This window comes from Pseudomonas sp. KBN12P06040 (genome assembly GCF_037574965.1).
Classification (GTDB): domain Bacteria; phylum Pseudomonadota; class Gammaproteobacteria; order Pseudomonadales; family Pseudomonadaceae; genus Pseudomonas; species Pseudomonas aeruginosa.
The window spans coordinates 5,512,375-5,528,108 of the sequence record NZ_JBBELS010000001.1 but is presented as its reverse complement, the minus strand read 5'-3'; the positions used below and the strand labels follow the sequence as shown (position 1 = coordinate 5,528,108).

Sequence of the window (15,734 nt, the reverse complement as noted above, 5' to 3'; positions counted from 1 at the left end):
GCAACGAGAGTCCCATGCCAAAACGTACAGACATAAAGAGCATCCTGATCCTCGGTGCCGGCCCCATCGTGATTGGCCAGGCCTGCGAATTCGACTACTCCGGCGCCCAGGCCTGCAAGGCCCTGCGCGAGGAGGGCTACCGCGTCATCCTGGTGAACTCCAACCCCGCGACCATCATGACCGACCCGGCGATGGCCGACGCGACCTACATCGAGCCGATCAAGTGGGCCACCGTGGCCAAGATCATCGAGAAGGAACGCCCCGACGCGCTGCTGCCGACCATGGGCGGCCAGACCGCGTTGAACTGCGCCCTGGACCTGGAGCGCCACGGCGTGCTGGAGAAGTTCGGCGTGGAGATGATCGGCGCCAATGCCGATACCATCGACAAGGCCGAGGACCGCTCGCGCTTCGACAAGGCGATGAAGGATATCGGCCTGGCCTGTCCGCGCTCGGGCATCGCCCACAGCATGGAGGAGGCCTACGGCGTGCTCGAGCAGGTCGGCTTCCCCTGCATCATCCGTCCGTCCTTCACCATGGGCGGCACCGGCGGCGGTATCGCCTACAACCGTGAAGAGTTCGAAGAGATCTGCGCCCGTGGCCTCGACCTGTCGCCGACCAACGAGCTGCTGATCGACGAGTCGCTGATCGGCTGGAAGGAGTACGAGATGGAGGTGGTCCGCGACAAGAAGGACAACTGCATCATCGTCTGCTCCATCGAGAACTTCGACCCGATGGGCGTGCACACCGGTGACTCGATCACCGTGGCACCGGCGCAGACCCTGACCGACAAGGAATACCAGATCATGCGCAACGCCTCGCTGGCGGTATTGCGCGAGATCGGCGTGGAAACCGGCGGTTCCAACGTGCAGTTCGGCATCTGCCCGAACACCGGGCGCATGGTGGTGATCGAGATGAACCCGCGGGTTTCCCGCTCCTCGGCCCTGGCCTCCAAGGCCACCGGTTTCCCGATCGCCAAGATCGCCGCCAAGCTGGCGGTCGGCTACACCCTCGACGAACTGCAGAACGACATCACCGGCGGTCGCACCCCGGCGTCGTTCGAGCCGGCCATCGACTACGTGGTGACCAAGATCCCGCGCTTCGCCTTCGAGAAGTTCCCGAAAGCCGATGCCCGCCTGACCACCCAGATGAAGTCGGTCGGCGAAGTCATGGCCATCGGCCGGACCTTCCAGGAGTCGGTGCAGAAAGCCTTGCGCGGCCTGGAAGTCGGCGCCACCGGCTTCGATCCGAAGCTCGACCTGAACGACCCGGAGGCCGACAGCATCCTCAAGCGCGAGCTGACCGTGCCCAGCGCCGAGCGTGTCTGGTACGTCGCCGACGCCTTCCGCGCCGGCAAGAGCGTCGAGGAAGTGTTCGAGCTGACCCGCATCGACGAATGGTTCCTGGTGCAGATCGAGGACCTGGTCAAGGACGAGGAGAAGGTCAAGACCCTCGGCCTGTCCTCCATCGATCGCGAGCTGATGTACAAGCTCAAGCGCAAGGGCTTCTCCGACGCGCGCCTGGCCAAGCTGCTAGGCGTCACCGAGAAGAACCTGCGCAGCCATCGCCACAAGCTGAAGGTGCTGCCGGTCTACAAGCGTGTCGATACCTGCGCCGCCGAGTTCGCCACCGACACCGCCTACATGTATTCGACCTACGAGGAAGAGTGCGAGGCCAACCCGTCGAGCCGCGAGAAGATCATGATCCTCGGCGGCGGTCCGAACCGCATCGGCCAGGGCATCGAGTTCGACTACTGCTGCGTGCACGCGGCGCTGGCGATGCGCGAAGACGGCTACGAGACCATCATGGTCAACTGCAACCCGGAAACCGTCTCCACCGACTATGACACCTCCGACCGCCTGTACTTCGAGCCGGTGACCCTCGAGGACGTCCTTGAGATCGTCCGCGTCGAGCAGCCCAAGGGCGTGATCGTCCAGTACGGCGGCCAGACCCCGCTGAAGCTCTGCCGCGCCCTCGAAGAGGCCGGCGTGCCGATCATCGGCACCAGTCCGGACGCCATCGACCGTGCCGAAGACCGCGAGCGCTTCCAGCAGATGGTCCAGCGCCTGAACCTGCGCCAGCCGGCCAACGCCACCGCGCGCAGCGAAGACGAGGCCCTGGCCGCGTCCAAGGCCATCGGTTATCCGCTGGTGGTACGCCCGTCCTACGTGCTGGGCGGGCGGGCGATGGAAATCGTCTACCAGGAAGAAGAACTCAAGCGCTACATGCGTGAGGCGGTTCAGGTTTCCAACGACAGCCCGGTGCTGCTCGACCACTTCCTCAACTGCGCCATCGAAGTCGACATCGACGCGGTATGCGACGGCGAGATCGTGGTGATCGGCGCGATCATGCAGCATATCGAGCAGGCTGGCGTTCACTCCGGCGACTCCGCCTGTTCGCTGCCGCCGTACTCGCTGCCGCAGCACATCCAGGACGAGATCCGCGAGCAGGTCAAGAAAATGGCCCTGGAGCTTGGCGTGGTCGGCCTGATGAACGTGCAGATGGCGGTGCAGGGCGAGGATATCTTCGTCATCGAGGTCAATCCGCGCGCCTCGCGTACCGTGCCGTTCGTCTCCAAGTGCGTCGGCGAGTCGCTGGCCAAGGTCGCCGCCCGCGTCATGGCCGGCAAGACCCTGGCCGAGGTCGGCTTCACCCAGGAAATCATCCCGCCGTTCTTCAGCGTCAAGGAAGCGGTGTTCCCGTTCGCCAAGTTCCCCGGCGTCGATCCGATCCTCGGCCCGGAAATGAAGTCCACTGGTGAAGTGATGGGCGTCGGTGATAGCTTTGCCGAAGCCTTTGCCAAGGCTCAGTTGGGGGCCAGCGAGATCCTCCCGACCGCCGGTTGCGCCTTCATCAGCGTCCGCGAAGACGACAAGCCGTTCGCCGCCCAGGTGGCTGGCGACCTGGTCGCGCTGGGCTTCGAAGTGGTAGCCACCGCCGGTACCGCGCGTGTCATCGAGGCCGCGGGCCTGCCGGTGCGTCGCGTGAACAAGGTGACCGAAGGTCGCCCGCACGTGGTGGACATGATCAAGAACGACGAGGTCACCCTGATCATCAACACCACCGAGGGCCGGCAGTCCATCGCTGACTCCTACTCCATTCGTCGAAACGCCCTGCAGCACAAGATCTGCTGCACCACCACCATTGCGGGTGGGCAGGCGATCTGTGAGGCGCTCAAGTTCGGTCCCGAGAAGACCGTTCGGCGTCTGCAGGATCTCCACGCAGGAATCAAGGCATGAGCAAGTTCCCCATGACCGTCCAGGGCGCCCGCGCCCTGGAAGAAGAAGTGAAACACCTGAAGGGCGTGCTGCGCCCGCAGATCAGCCAGGCCATAGCCGAAGCGCGTGAACTGGGCGACCTCAAGGAAAACGCCGAGTACCATGCGGCGCGCGAACAGCAGGGCATGGTCGAGGCGCGTATCCGCGACATCGAGGCCAAGCTGTCCAACGCTCAGGTCATCGATGTCACCGCCATCCCGCACAGCGGCAAGGTGATCTTCGGCACCACCGTCGACATCGCCAACGTCGAGACCGACGAGACCGTGACCTACCAGATCGTCGGCGACGACGAGGCGGATATCAAGGGTGGCAAGATCTCGGTGAATTCGCCGATCGCCCGTGCGCTGATTGGCAAGACCGAAGGCGATGCCGTGCTGGTGAGAACCCCGGGCGGCGACGTCGAGTACGAGATCGTCGAGGTTCGCCATATCTAAGCGCGCCCCGTTGCGCGCAGGCGCGATCAGTTGGCTGCTGGCCCAGACGTTCTGGGTCGGCGGCCTCTGGTTGCTGCAGTTCGTGGTCCTGCCTGCGTTGGCCAAGACCGGACTGGCGCCGCTGCTGGTGGAAACCGTAGCCGCGGCGTTGACGCCGCTGCTGATCGGCTTCGCCGGATTCTGTGCGGTGCTGCAAGCGCTGGTGTTGGTGTCGAGCCACGGGCCGAGGAGCCTTTGGCGAGACCTTCGCGGTCAGTTGTTGCTCGCCGTCGCGCTGCTCTGCCTGGTGTATTTCCTGGTGCGTGGGCTGGCGCCCGAGGCGGTGCGCTGGCTGCTGTTCAACTACCTGGCGGTGGCGATGTGTGGCCTGCTGCTGGTGTTGCAGCCGGTACCGGGGCGGGACGAGGAAGGCGTCTGAACCAGGTCGGGAAGTTTCCCGACCTTGGTTGGATGGGGCATCAGATGCCGGCGAAACGGCTGATGTTCGAGAGATTCTTGTTCGGCTTCGGGTTCTTCCGATAGACCAGCGCCATCTTGCCGATGCTTTGCACCAGGTCGCTGCGCGACTGCGCGCAGAGTTCGTCGAGCAGGGCGCGGCGATCGTCGCGCTCGGCCAGCGCCAGTTTCACCTTGATCAGTTCGTGATCGTTGAGTGCGCGCTCGAGTTCGGCGAGAACGCCTTCGGTCAAGCCGTTCTCGGCTACGATCAATACCGGTTTCAGGTGGTGACCGATAGATTTGAACTGTTTCTTCTGCTCTTGAGTGAGCGCCATAATCAGACCCCTGGGAAAAAGTCGTCTATTTTACCCCAGTTTTAGTCCAAGTGATGCTGCCCCCGCCGACCGGGGGTGCCCGAAGAGGTATTCCGTGGCCCGCTCCAAAACCAGCCAGCGTTGGCTGAAAGAACATTTCGACGATCCCTACGTGAAGATGGCCCAGCGCGATGGCTATCGCTCGCGTGCCAGCTACAAGCTGCTGGAGATCCAGGAGAAGGACCGCATCCTGCGTCCGGGCATGACCGTGGTCGACCTGGGCGCCGCGCCGGGCGGATGGTCGCAGGTCACCAGCCGGGTTATCGGCGACCGTGGCCGGCTGATCGCTTCGGACATCCTCGAGATGGACAGCATCCCCGACGTCACCTTCATCCAGGGCGACTTCACCGAGGACGCGGTGTTCGCGCGGATCCTCGAGGCGATCGGCGATCATCCGGTAGACCTTGTGATTTCCGATATGGCCCCCAATATGAGTGGAGTGCGGGCCGCCGACCAGCCGCGCGCCATGTATCTCTGCGAACTGGCGCTGGACCTGGCCGGCCGTGTGCTGCGGCCGGGCGGCGATTTCCTGATCAAGATCTTCCAGGGCGAAGGTTTCGACCAGTACCACAAGCAGGCCCGGGAAATGTTCGACAAGGTACAGATGCGCAAGCCCCTGTCGTCGCGTGATCGTTCGCGGGAACAGTATCTGCTCGCACGCGGCTTTCGCGGGGAATAGACTGGAATGATTGACCCTATAGCCTGTCTATTGGTCGATGACCTGTTGTGCCGGGACGGGCGAGGGTTCATAAAGGGTTACAGACAACGCCTGCGTGCGCGGGCGCTTGTGTAGTACTTTTGGCCGGAAGGAGTCTGGCCGTCGTGTGAAGCGGTTTCCAGGACGGAGCCGGCTTCAGAGGGTAGTCAATTGAACGACATGGCAAAGAATCTGATTCTGTGGCTGATCATCGCGGCGGTACTGGTGACCGTGATGAACAATTTCTCGAGCCCGAGCGAGCCACAGACGCTGAACTACTCGGACTTCATCCAGCAGGTCAAGGATGGCAAGGTCGAGCGAGTGACCGTGGATGGCTATGTCATCACCGGCAAGCGTAGCGACGGCGATACCTTCAAGACCATCCGCCCGGCGATCCAGGACAACGGCCTGATCGGCGACCTGGTCAACAACAACGTCGTGGTCGAGGGCAAGCAGCCCGAACAGCAGAGCATCTGGACCCAGTTGCTGGTCGCTAGCTTCCCGATCCTGGTGATCATCGCCGTCTTCATGTTCTTCATGCGCCAGATGCAGGGCGGCGGCGGCGGTCGCGGCGGCCCGATGAGCTTCGGCAAGAGCAAGGCGCGCCTGCTGTCCGAGGACCAGGTCAAGACCACCTTCGCTGACGTCGCCGGCTGCGACGAGGCCAAGGAGGAGGTCAGCGAGCTGGTCGAGTTCCTTCGCGATCCGGGCAAGTTCCAGCGCCTGGGCGGCCGTATCCCGCGCGGCGTGCTGATGGTCGGCCCGCCCGGCACCGGCAAGACCCTGCTGGCCAAGGCCATCGCCGGCGAAGCCAAGGTGCCGTTCTTCACCATTTCCGGTTCCGACTTCGTCGAGATGTTCGTCGGCGTGGGCGCTTCCCGTGTCCGCGACATGTTCGACCAGGCCAAGAAGCATGCGCCGTGCATCATCTTCATCGACGAGATCGACGCCGTCGGCCGCCATCGCGGCGCCGGCCTGGGCGGTGGTCACGACGAGCGCGAGCAGACCCTCAACCAGTTGCTGGTGGAGATGGATGGCTTCGAGATGAACGATGGCATCATCGTCATCGCTGCCACCAACCGTCCGGACGTTCTGGACCCGGCGCTGCTGCGTCCGGGCCGCTTCGACCGCCAGGTGGTGGTCGGCTTGCCGGATATCCGCGGGCGCGAACAGATCCTCAAGGTGCACATGCGCAAGGTGCCGCTGGGCGACCATGTCGATCCTGCCGTCATCGCCCGCGGTACGCCCGGTTTCTCCGGCGCCGACCTGGCCAACCTGGTCAACGAGGCCTCGCTGTTCGCCGCGCGCTCCAACAAGCGCATCGTCGACATGCGCGAGTTCGAGCTGGCCAAGGACAAGATCATGATGGGCGCCGAGCGCAAGACCATGGTCATGTCCGAGAAGGAGAAGCGCAACACCGCCTACCACGAGGCCGGCCACGCCATCGTCGGTCGCCTGGTGCCGGAGCATGACCCGGTCTACAAGGTGTCCATCATTCCGCGCGGACGTGCCCTGGGCGTGACCATGTTCCTCCCCGAGGAAGATCGCTACAGCCTGTCCAAGCGCGCGCTGGAAAGCCAGATCTGCTCGCTGTTCGGCGGCCGTATCGCCGAAGAGATGACCCTCGGCTTCGAAGGCGTCACCACTGGCGCTTCCAACGACATCATGCGTGCTACCCAGTTGGCGCGGAACATGGTGACCAAGTGGGGTCTGTCCGAGAAACTCGGCCCGCTGATGTACGCGGAGGAGGAGGGCGAGGTGTTCCTCGGCCGTAGCGCCGGCAGCCAGCACGCCAATGTGTCGGGCGAGACCGCCAAGATGATCGACCAGGAAGTCCGGCGCATCATCGACGACTGCTACGGTACCGCCAAGCGACTGCTCGACGAGAACCGCGACAAGCTGGAGATGATGGCCGACGCACTGATGAAGTACGAGACCATCGACTCCGACCAGATCGACGACATCATGGCCGGTCGCGTGCCGCGCGAGCCGCGTGACTGGCAGGGTGGTTCGGGTACCGGCACCCCGCCGGCCAACCTGGAAGAGTCGGGCCGCCGCGAGAACACCCCTCCCATCGGTGGGCCGGCCGGCGAGCACTGAGAGCCCTGAATGAGCAATCCGCAATACCCGACCCGACTGCCTTGCGGCAGTCGGGTTCTTGATTTGGCCCGCCCACATGTCATGGGCATCCTCAATGTCACCCCCGATTCCTTTTCCGACGGCGGCCGTTACGACCGGCTGGACGATGCCCTGCGGCATGCCGAGCGCATGGTGCGGGAAGGCGCAACGCTCATCGACGTCGGCGGCGAGTCGACCCGTCCCGGTGCGCGCAGCGTTTCTCCGACGGAGGAGCTGGAGCGGGTCGCTCCGGTAGTCGAACGCATCGCCCGCGAGCTGGACGTCGTGATTTCGGTGGATACCTCCACGCCTGCGGTTATGCGCGAAACTGCGCGTCTCGGAGCGGGTCTGATCAACGACGTCCGTTCGCTGCAGCGCGACGGCGCGCTGGATGCTGCGGTGGATAGCGGCCTGGCGGTCTGCCTCATGCACATGCGTGGAGAACCGCAGACCATGCAGGATGCGCCTGCCTACCAGGATGTGGTGGCAGAAGTCGGCGCGTTCCTGCAGGAGCGTGTGGATGCCTGCGTGGCGGCCGGAATCGACCGCGAGCGGCTGTTACTGGATCCGGGTTTCGGTTTTGCCAAGACACTGGAGCACAACCTGGTGCTGTTCAGGCATCTGCAGGCGCTCCATGGCCTGGGCCTGCCGTTGTTGGTCGGCGTTTCGCGCAAGAGCATGATCGGCAAGGTACTGGGGCGGGAGGTAGACGAACGCCTCTACGGCAGTCTCGCGCTGGCGGCCCTGGCGCTGGCCAAGGGCGCACGGATAATTCGAGTGCATGACGTGGCGGCGACCGTTGACGTGATGCGAATGATCTCCGCCGTTGAAATGGCGGATTGAGCACGGAAGACAAAAGATGAGCAGAAAATACTTCGGGACTGACGGTATCCGTGGTCGTGTTGGCGAGTTTCCGATTACTCCGGACTTCGTTCTCAAGCTGGGCTGGGCGGTGGGCATGGCTTTCCGCCGGCAGGGCAACTGCCGAGTCCTGATCGGCAAGGACACGCGCAGCTCGGGTTACATGTTCGAGTCGGCCTTCGAGGCCGGGCTCTCCGCTTCCGGCGCCGATACCCTGTTGCTGGGACCGATGCCTACCCCCGGCATCGCCTACCTGACGCGGACTTTCCACGCCGAGGCCGGGGTGGTGATCAGCGCTTCGCACAATCCCCACGACGACAACGGCATCAAGTTCTTCTCCGGGCAGGGGACCAAGCTGCCGGACGACGTCGAGCTGATGATCGAGGAACTGCTCGATGCGCCGATGACCGTGGTGGAGTCCGCCCGTCTCGGCAAGGTTTCGCGGATCAATGACGCGGCGGGGCGCTACATCGAATTCTGCAAGAGCAGCGTGCCGACCAGCACCGACTTCAACGGTCTCAAGGTCGTGCTCGACTGCGCCAACGGCGCTACCTACAAGATCGCTCCCAGCGTCTTCCGGGAACTGGGCGCGGAAGTGACGGTGCTGGCGGCCAGCCCGAATGGCCTGAACATCAACGACAAGTGCGGCTCCACTCACCTGGATGGCCTGCAGGCTGCGGTGGTCGAGCACCATGCCGACCTCGGCATCGCCTTCGACGGCGACGGCGACCGGGTGATGATGGTCGACCATACCGGTGCGGTCGTGGATGGCGACGAACTGCTTTTCCTCATCGCGCGCGACCTGCAGGAAAGCGGGCGGCTGCAAGGTGGTGTGGTCGGCACCCTGATGAGCAACCTCGGCCTGGAGCTGGCTTTGCAGGAACTGCATATCCCGTTCGTGCGGGCGAAGGTCGGCGATCGCTATGTGATGGCCGAACTGCTGGCTCGGAACTGGATGCTGGGAGGGGAGAATTCGGGGCATATCGTCTGCTGCCAGAACACCACGACGGGCGATGCCATCATCGCGGCGCTACAGGTGCTGATGGCGCTCAAGCATCGCGGCCAGACCCTGGCCGAGGCGCGCCAGGGGATTCGCAAGTGCCCCCAGGTGCTGATCAATGTGCGCTTCAAGGGCGAAAACGATCCGCTCGAGCACCCCTCGGTGAAGGAGGCCAGCGTCCGCGTCACCGAGCAAATGGGCGGGCGCGGTCGTGTCCTGCTGCGCAAATCCGGCACGGAGCCGTTGGTCCGGGTGATGGTCGAGGGCGACGAGGAAGCTAGCGTTCGTGCCCACGCCGAACAGCTGGCAAAAATTGTTTCTGAGGTATGTGCTTGATTTTGCTTGCCAGTCTGGGAACTGTTGAGTAACATCTGCGCCCACTTTGCCCCGCGAGGTACAGCATGCGTCGACCCTTGGTGGCCGGTAACTGGAAAATGCACGGTACGCATTCCAGTGTGGCCGAGTTGATCAAAGGCTTGCGTCAGCTGGCGTTGCCGAGCGGAGTCGATGTAGCTGTGATGCCGCCTTGCTTGTTCATCAGCCAGGTCATCCAGGGCCTGGCCGGCAAGGCGATCGATGTAGGTGCGCAGAACAGCGCCGTCGAGCCGATGCAAGGCGCGCTGACCGGTGAGACTGCTCCCAGTCAGTTGGCGGATGTCGGTTGTAGCATGGTCCTTGTGGGCCACTCGGAGCGTCGCCTGATTCTCGGCGAGAGTGACGAGGTTGTGAGTCGCAAGTTTGCCGCGGCTCAGTCGTGCGGCCTGGTGCCGGTGCTGTGTGTCGGGGAGACCCGGGCGGAGCGCGAGGCGGGCAAGACGCTGGAGGTTGTCGCAAGGCAGCTGGGAAGCGTGATCGACGAGTTGGGTGTTGGAGCTTTTGCTCGCGCAGTCGTGGCTTACGAGCCGGTCTGGGCGATCGGGACCGGGTTGACCGCGTCCCCCGCGCAAGCCCAGGAAGTGCACGCGGCGATCCGCGCGCAACTGGCAGCGGAAAATGCCGAGGTCGCAAAAGGTGTGCGACTCCTTTACGGCGGCAGTGTAAAGGCGGCAAGTGCAGCCGAGTTGTTCGGCATGCCGGATATCGATGGGGGGCTGGTAGGTGGAGCCTCCCTCAATGCGGATGAGTTCGGCGCGATCTGTCGTGCCGCGGGAAGCTGAAGATGCTGGAAAAGGTCGTAATTGTCGTGCATCTGCTGATGGCATTGGGTCTTGTTGGCCTGATCCTCGTTCAGCATGGCAAGGGTGCGGATGCAGGGGCTTCTTTCGGTGCAGGTGCTTCGGCAACTGTTTTCGGAAGCCAAGGTTCCGCTACCTTTTTGAGTCGGATTACTGGTATACTGGCAGCGGTTTTTTTCTTGACCAGCCTTGGCTTAGCGTACTTCGCTAAAGAAAAGTCTGATGCTCTGCAACACATCGGACTGCCGGATCCGGCAGTTCTGGAGCAGAAGCAAGAGAAAGCACCGGCCGCTGACGATGTGCCGGTTCTTCAGGAGCAGTCCAAGCCTGCGGAAAGTGCAGGCGATGTACCGGCGGCTCCTGAACAGAAGTAAGAGAAAGGTTTCTGCCGAGGTGGTGGAATTGGTAGACACGCTACCTTGAGGTGGTAGTGGCCATAGGCTGTAGGGGTTCGAGTCCCCTCCTCGGTACCATATAAGCAAGCCCCGTCCTGCGGGGTTTGTCTCCGCAAGGTTCGGTTGACCCATCAGGGTGTCGGTCGTATAATCTTGCACCAGCTTTGACGCGGGGTGGAGCAGTCTGGTAGCTCGTCGGGCTCATAACCCGAAGGTCGTTGGTTCAAATCCAGCCCCCGCAACCAGTTTTTCAGGGCCCCTTTTTAGGGGCTTTTTGTTAGCTGGACAGTCCATGCCACGGTTCCGAGTGGCAATTTAGGGATGGGCGTTTCGCCCATTTTTTGTTTCTACGACATACGCGAGGCGATCAGGTGTCGAGCAAGCTAGAACAGTTGCAGGCCTTGCTGGCCCCTGTGGTCGAGGCGCTCGGCTATGAGTGCTGGGGCGTCGAGTTCATTTCCCAGGGTCGTCATTCGGTGTTGCGCGTCTATATCGACCGCCCCGAAGGCATCCTCATCGATGACTGTGAAGCCGTCAGTCGGCAGGTCAGCGGTATTCTCGACGTCGAAGACCCGATCAGCGGCGAGTACACCCTGGAGGTGTCCTCTCCGGGCATGGATCGGCCGCTGTTCACCCTCGAACAGTTCGCCAAGCATGCCGGCGAGCAAGTGAAGATCAGGCTGCGTTCGCCCTATGAGGGGCGGCGTAACTACCAAGGCATTCTCCGTGGTGTGGAGGAGCAGGATGTGGTGGTCCTGGTGGACGATCACGAGTACCTGCTGCCGATCGATTCGATCGACAAGGCCAACATCATTCCCCGTTTTGATTGAGACGCGAATCCGCGGATCCAATGGATTGAAAGGCGAGGCGTACAATGAGCAAAGAAGTACTGCTGGTTGTTGAGTCGGTATCCAACGAAAAGGGCGTACCGGCCGGCGTGATTTTCGAGGCGCTGGAGCTGGCTCTGGCGACCGCCACCAAGAAACGTTTCGAGGACGAGGTCGACCTGCGCGTCGAGATCAATCGTCATAACGGCAGCTACGAGACTTTCCGTCGTTGGCACGTCGTCGCCGACGAGGACTACCAGGACCCCGCCACCGAGATCACCGTCGAGGACGTCCAGGAGCAGAAGCCGGGCGCGAAGGTCGGCGAGGTCATCGAAGAAAAGATCGAATCCATCGAGTTCGGCCGCATCGCTGCGCAGACTGCCAAGCAGGTCATCGTGCAGAAGGTCCGCGAGGCCGAGCGCGCCCAGGTGGTCGATGCCTACCGCGAGAAGGTCGGCGAGATCATTTCCGGTACCGTGAAGAAGGTCACCCGCGACAACGTCATCGTCGATCTCGGCAACAACGCCGAGGCGCTGCTGGCCCGCGACCAGATCATTCCGCGCGAGACCTTCCGCGTTGGCACCCGCGTGCGTGCCCTGCTGAAGGAGATCCGTACCGAGAACCGCGGTCCTCAGCTGGTCCTGTCGCGTACCGCGCCGGAAATGCTGATCGAGCTGTTCCGCATCGAAGTACCGGAAATCGCCGAGCAGTTGATCGACGTGATGGCCGCCGCCCGTGACCCGGGCTCGCGCGCCAAGATCGCCGTTCGTTCCAAGGACAAGCGCATCGACCCGCAGGGCGCCTGCATCGGCATGCGCGGTTCGCGCGTCCAGGCGGTATCCGGCGAGATCGGTGGAGAGCGGGTGGACATCGTCCTGTGGGACGACAACCCGGCGCAATTCGTGATCAACGCCATGGCTCCGGCCGAGGTGGCGGCGATCATCGTCGACGAGGATACCCATACCATGGATATCGCCGTCGCCGAGGACAATCTGGCGCAGGCTATCGGCCGCAGTGGCCAGAACGTCCGTCTGGCCAGCCAGTTGACCGGCTGGACCCTGAATGTGATGACCGAGGCGGATATCCAGGCCAAGCAACAGGCCGAGACCGGGGATATCCTGCAGCGCTTCGTCGACGAGCTGGATGTCGACGAGGAACTGGCCCAGGTACTGGTGGAAGAGGGCTTCACGACTCTTGAGGAAATCGCCTACGTACCGATGGAAGAGATGCTCAGCATCGATGGCTTCGACGAAGACATCGTCAACGAGCTGCGCTCCCGTGCCAAGGATCGCCTGCTGACCAAGGCCATTGCGACCGAAGAGAAGCTCGCCGACGCACAACCGGCAGAAGACCTGCTCAGCCTCGATGGCATGAGCAAGGAGCTGGCCCTGGACCTGGCGCTGCGTGGCGTAACCACCCGTGAAGATCTGGCCGAGCAATCGATCGACGATCTGCTCGACATCGACGGCATGGACGAAGAGCGTGCCGGCAAGTTGATCATGGCCGCCCGGGCCCATTGGTTCGAGTAAGCAGTCGCGGCCTGAGGAGAGAAGTGCATGACGCAAGTCACGGTGAAAGAACTGGCCCAGGTGGTCGACACACCGGTGGAGCGCCTGCTGCTGCAGATGCGTGACGCAGGTCTGCCGCACACCAGTGCCGAACAAGTTGTAACGGATAGCGAGAAGCAAGCCCTGCTGACCCACCTGAAAGGCAGCCATGGCGATCGCGCCAGCGAGCCGCGCAAGATCACCCTGCAACGCAAGACCACTACCACGCTGAAAGTGGGTGGCAGCAAGACGGTGAGCGTCGAAGTTCGCAAGAAGAAAACCTATGTCAAGCGCAGCCCCGACGAGATCGAGGCCGAGCGCCAGCGCGAACTCGAGGAGCAGCGCGCGGCGGAAGAGGCGGAGCGTCTGAAGGCCGAAGAGGCCGCTGCCCGCCAGCGTGCCGAAGAGGAAGCGCGCAAGGCCGAGGAAGCTGCGCGTGCCAAGGCTGCCCAGGAAGCAGCGGCTACTGCCGGTGCCGAGCCTGCCGTGGTGGCGGATGTCGCGGCTGCCGAACCGGTGGCCAAGCCTGCCGCCGTGGAAGAACGCAAGAAGGAAGAGCCGCGCCGCGCGCCCAAGCGTGACGAGGACGATGACCGCCGCGACCGCAAGCACACCCAGCACCGTCCCTCGGTCAAGGAGAAGGAAAAGGTTCCTGCTCCGCGCGTGGCTCCACGCAGCACCGACGAGGAAAGCGATGGTTACCGTCGCGGCGGTCGTGGTGGCAAGTCGAAGCTGAAGAAGCGCAACCAGCACGGGTTCCAGAACCCGACAGGACCGATCGTGCGTGAAGTGAACATCGGTGAGACCATCACCGTAGCCGAGTTGGCCGCCCAGATGTCGGTCAAGGGCGCCGAAGTCGTCAAGTTCATGTTCAAGATGGGCTCCCCGGTGACCATCAACCAGGTCCTGGACCAGGAGACCGCCCAACTGGTCGCCGAAGAGCTGGGCCACAAGGTCAAGCTGGTCAGCGAGAACGCGCTGGAAGAACAACTGGCCGAGTCCCTGAAGTTCGAAGGCGAGGCGGTCACCCGCGCGCCGGTCGTCACTGTCATGGGCCACGTCGACCACGGCAAGACCTCGCTGCTCGACTACATCCGTCGCGCCAAGGTCGCCGCGGGCGAGGCCGGTGGCATCACCCAGCATATCGGTGCCTACCACGTCGAAACCGAGCGTGGCATGGTGACCTTCCTGGATACCCCCGGCCACGCCGCGTTCACCGCGATGCGTGCCCGTGGCGCCCAGGCGACCGACATCGTGATCCTGGTGGTCGCGGCCGACGACGGCGTCATGCCGCAGACCCAGGAAGCCGTGCAGCACGCGAAAGCGGCGGGCGTGCCGATCGTGGTCGCGGTGAACAAGATCGACAAGCCCGAGGCCAACCCGGACAACATCAAGAACGGCCTGGCCGCTCTCGACGTGATCCCGGAAGAGTGGGGCGGCGACGCTCCCTTCGTCCCGGTTTCGGCGAAGCTCGGTACTGGCGTCGATGAACTGCTCGAAGCGGTCCTGCTGCAGGCGGAAGTGCTCGAACTGAAAGCCACTCCGTCGGCCCCGGGCCGTGGCGTGGTAGTCGAGTCGCGCCTGGACAAGGGACGCGGCCCGGTGGCCACCGTGCTGGTCCAGGACGGTACCCTGCGCCAGGGCGACATGGTGCTGGTCGGCATCAACTACGGTCGTGTCCGCGCCATGCTCGACGAGAACGGCAAGCCGATCAAGGAAGCCGGCCCGTCGATCCCGGTCGAGATCCTCGGCCTGGACGGTACGCCGGATGCCGGTGACGAGATGACCGTGGTCGCCGACGAGAAGAAGGCCCGCGAAGTCGCCCTGTTCCGTCAAGGCAAGTTCCGTGAGGTGAAACTGGCGCGTGCCCATGCCGGCAAGCTGGAAAACATCTTCGAGAACATGGGCCAGGAAGAGAAGAAGACCCTGAACATCGTCCTCAAGGCCGATGTGCGCGGTTCGCTCGAGGCTCTGCAAGGCTCGCTCAGCGGCCTGGGCAACGACGAAGTGCAGGTCCGCGTGGTCGGTGGCGGCGTCGGTGGCATCACCGAGTCCGACGCCAACCTGGCGCTGGCTTCCAACGCGGTGCTGTTCGGCTTCAACGTGCGCGCCGACGCCGGCGCGCGCAAGATCGTCGAAGCCGAAGGTCTGGATATGCGTTACTACAACGTGATCTACGACATCATCGAGGACGTCAAGAAGGCCCTGACCGGCATGCTCGGCAGCGATCTGCGGGAGAACATCCTGGGCATCGCCGAGGTGCGCGACGTGTTCCGCTCGCCGAAGTTCGGCGCGATCGCCGGCTGCATGGTCACCGAGGGCATGGTGCACCGCAACCGTCCGATCCGCGTACTGCGCGACGACGTGGTCATCTTCGAAGGCGAGCTGGAGTCTCTCCGTCGCTTCAAGGACGACGTCGCCGAAGTGCGTGCCGGCATGGAGTGCGGCATCGGCGTGAAGAGCTACAACGACGTCAAGGTCGGCGACAAGATCGAAGTGTTCGAGAAGGTCGAAGTCGCACGCAGCCTTTGATGGCGAGTGCGTAACCACAGCGCCCGGGCCGGCTTCCAGCTGTCCCGGGCGTTTGTCGCTT

13 protein-coding genes and 2 tRNA genes are annotated in these 15,734 nt (G+C 63.4%); 14 read left to right on the top strand and 1 reads right to left on the bottom strand.

The features are described from left to right. Positions 1-14 precede the first annotated feature (14 nt). Genes carB through VQ067_RS26115 form a run of 3 tightly spaced genes read left to right on the top strand, consistent with a single transcriptional unit; the run spans position 15 to position 4,127 of the window. Positions 15-3,236 carry a carbamoyl-phosphate synthase large subunit gene (gene carB, locus VQ067_RS26125; protein ID WP_003095207.1) on the top strand — a complete coding sequence of 1,074 codons (3,222 nt, stop codon included), beginning with the start codon at positions 15-17 and terminating at the stop codon, positions 3,234-3,236. Beyond that, entirely contained in the window at positions 3,233-3,709 is a 477-nt protein-coding gene (gene greA, locus VQ067_RS26120; protein WP_003095206.1) for a transcription elongation factor GreA, read from the top strand. The genes carB and greA overlap by 4 nt, the downstream gene beginning before the upstream one ends. A 10-nt stretch (positions 3,710-3,719) precedes the next feature. Next, positions 3,720-4,127: a DUF4149 domain-containing protein gene (locus VQ067_RS26115; protein ID WP_003109321.1), complete on the top strand. Its 408-nt coding sequence runs from the start codon at positions 3,720-3,722 to the stop codon at positions 4,125-4,127. A gap of 40 nt (positions 4,128-4,167) precedes the next feature. Here VQ067_RS26115 and yhbY read toward each other — a convergent pair whose 3' ends face one another. Beyond that, a complete protein-coding gene (gene yhbY / locus VQ067_RS26110; protein WP_003095204.1) occupies positions 4,168-4,482 on the bottom strand; it encodes a ribosome assembly RNA-binding protein YhbY in 315 nt (104 codons plus the stop codon). 94 nt (positions 4,483-4,576) lie between these two features. Here yhbY and rlmE point away from each other — a divergent pair, with 94 nt between their 5' ends. The 11 genes from rlmE to infB all read left to right on the top strand — a co-directional run bounded on the left by rlmE (position 4,577) and on the right by infB (position 15,673). Further along, a complete protein-coding gene (gene rlmE, locus VQ067_RS26105) occupies positions 4,577-5,200 on the top strand; it encodes a 23S rRNA (uridine(2552)-2'-O)-methyltransferase RlmE (protein ID WP_003095202.1) in 624 nt (207 codons plus the stop codon). A gap of 198 nt (positions 5,201-5,398) precedes the next feature. Continuing rightward, positions 5,399-7,318, top strand: coding sequence for an ATP-dependent zinc metalloprotease FtsH (gene ftsH / locus VQ067_RS26100; RefSeq protein WP_003095200.1), 1,920 nt, complete (start codon positions 5,399-5,401; stop codon positions 7,316-7,318). A 9-nt stretch (positions 7,319-7,327) separates the two neighbouring features. After that, positions 7,328-8,179, top strand: a complete 852-nt coding sequence (gene folP, locus VQ067_RS26095) for a dihydropteroate synthase (RefSeq protein WP_003095197.1) — start codon at positions 7,328-7,330, stop codon at positions 8,177-8,179. Positions 8,180-8,195: 16 nt separating this feature from the next. After that, complete coding sequence (gene glmM / locus VQ067_RS26090; protein WP_003095196.1) at positions 8,196-9,533, top strand: phosphoglucosamine mutase; 1,338 nt, start codon at positions 8,196-8,198, stop codon at positions 9,531-9,533. A 65-nt stretch (positions 9,534-9,598) separates the two neighbouring features. Beyond that, on the top strand, positions 9,599-10,354 hold the full coding sequence (gene tpiA, locus VQ067_RS26085) for a triose-phosphate isomerase (RefSeq protein ID WP_003100513.1): 756 nt from the start codon (positions 9,599-9,601) through the stop codon (positions 10,352-10,354). A gap of 2 nt (positions 10,355-10,356) precedes the next feature. After that, positions 10,357-10,746 (top strand): preprotein translocase subunit SecG, encoded by a 390-nt coding sequence (gene secG, locus VQ067_RS26080; RefSeq protein ID WP_003095194.1) that lies wholly within the window; start codon positions 10,357-10,359, stop codon positions 10,744-10,746. A gap of 13 nt (positions 10,747-10,759) precedes the next feature. Further along, positions 10,760-10,845: transfer RNA gene (locus tag VQ067_RS26075), tRNA-Leu, on the top strand. A gap of 90 nt (positions 10,846-10,935) precedes the next feature. After that, positions 10,936-11,012, top strand: a tRNA-Met gene (locus tag VQ067_RS26070). A gap of 126 nt (positions 11,013-11,138) precedes the next feature. After that, positions 11,139-11,597 carry a ribosome maturation factor RimP gene (rimP, locus tag VQ067_RS26065; RefSeq protein ID WP_003095193.1) on the top strand — a complete coding sequence of 153 codons (459 nt, stop codon included), beginning with the start codon at positions 11,139-11,141 and terminating at the stop codon, positions 11,595-11,597. Between the two features lie 44 nt (positions 11,598-11,641). Continuing rightward, a complete protein-coding gene (nusA, locus tag VQ067_RS26060; protein WP_003095192.1) occupies positions 11,642-13,123 on the top strand; it encodes a transcription termination factor NusA in 1,482 nt (493 codons plus the stop codon). Positions 13,124-13,150: 27 nt separating this feature from the next. After that, positions 13,151-15,673: a translation initiation factor IF-2 gene (gene infB, locus VQ067_RS26055; protein ID WP_003100517.1), complete on the top strand. Its 2,523-nt coding sequence runs from the start codon at positions 13,151-13,153 to the stop codon at positions 15,671-15,673. Positions 15,674-15,734: the final 61 nt, after the last annotated feature.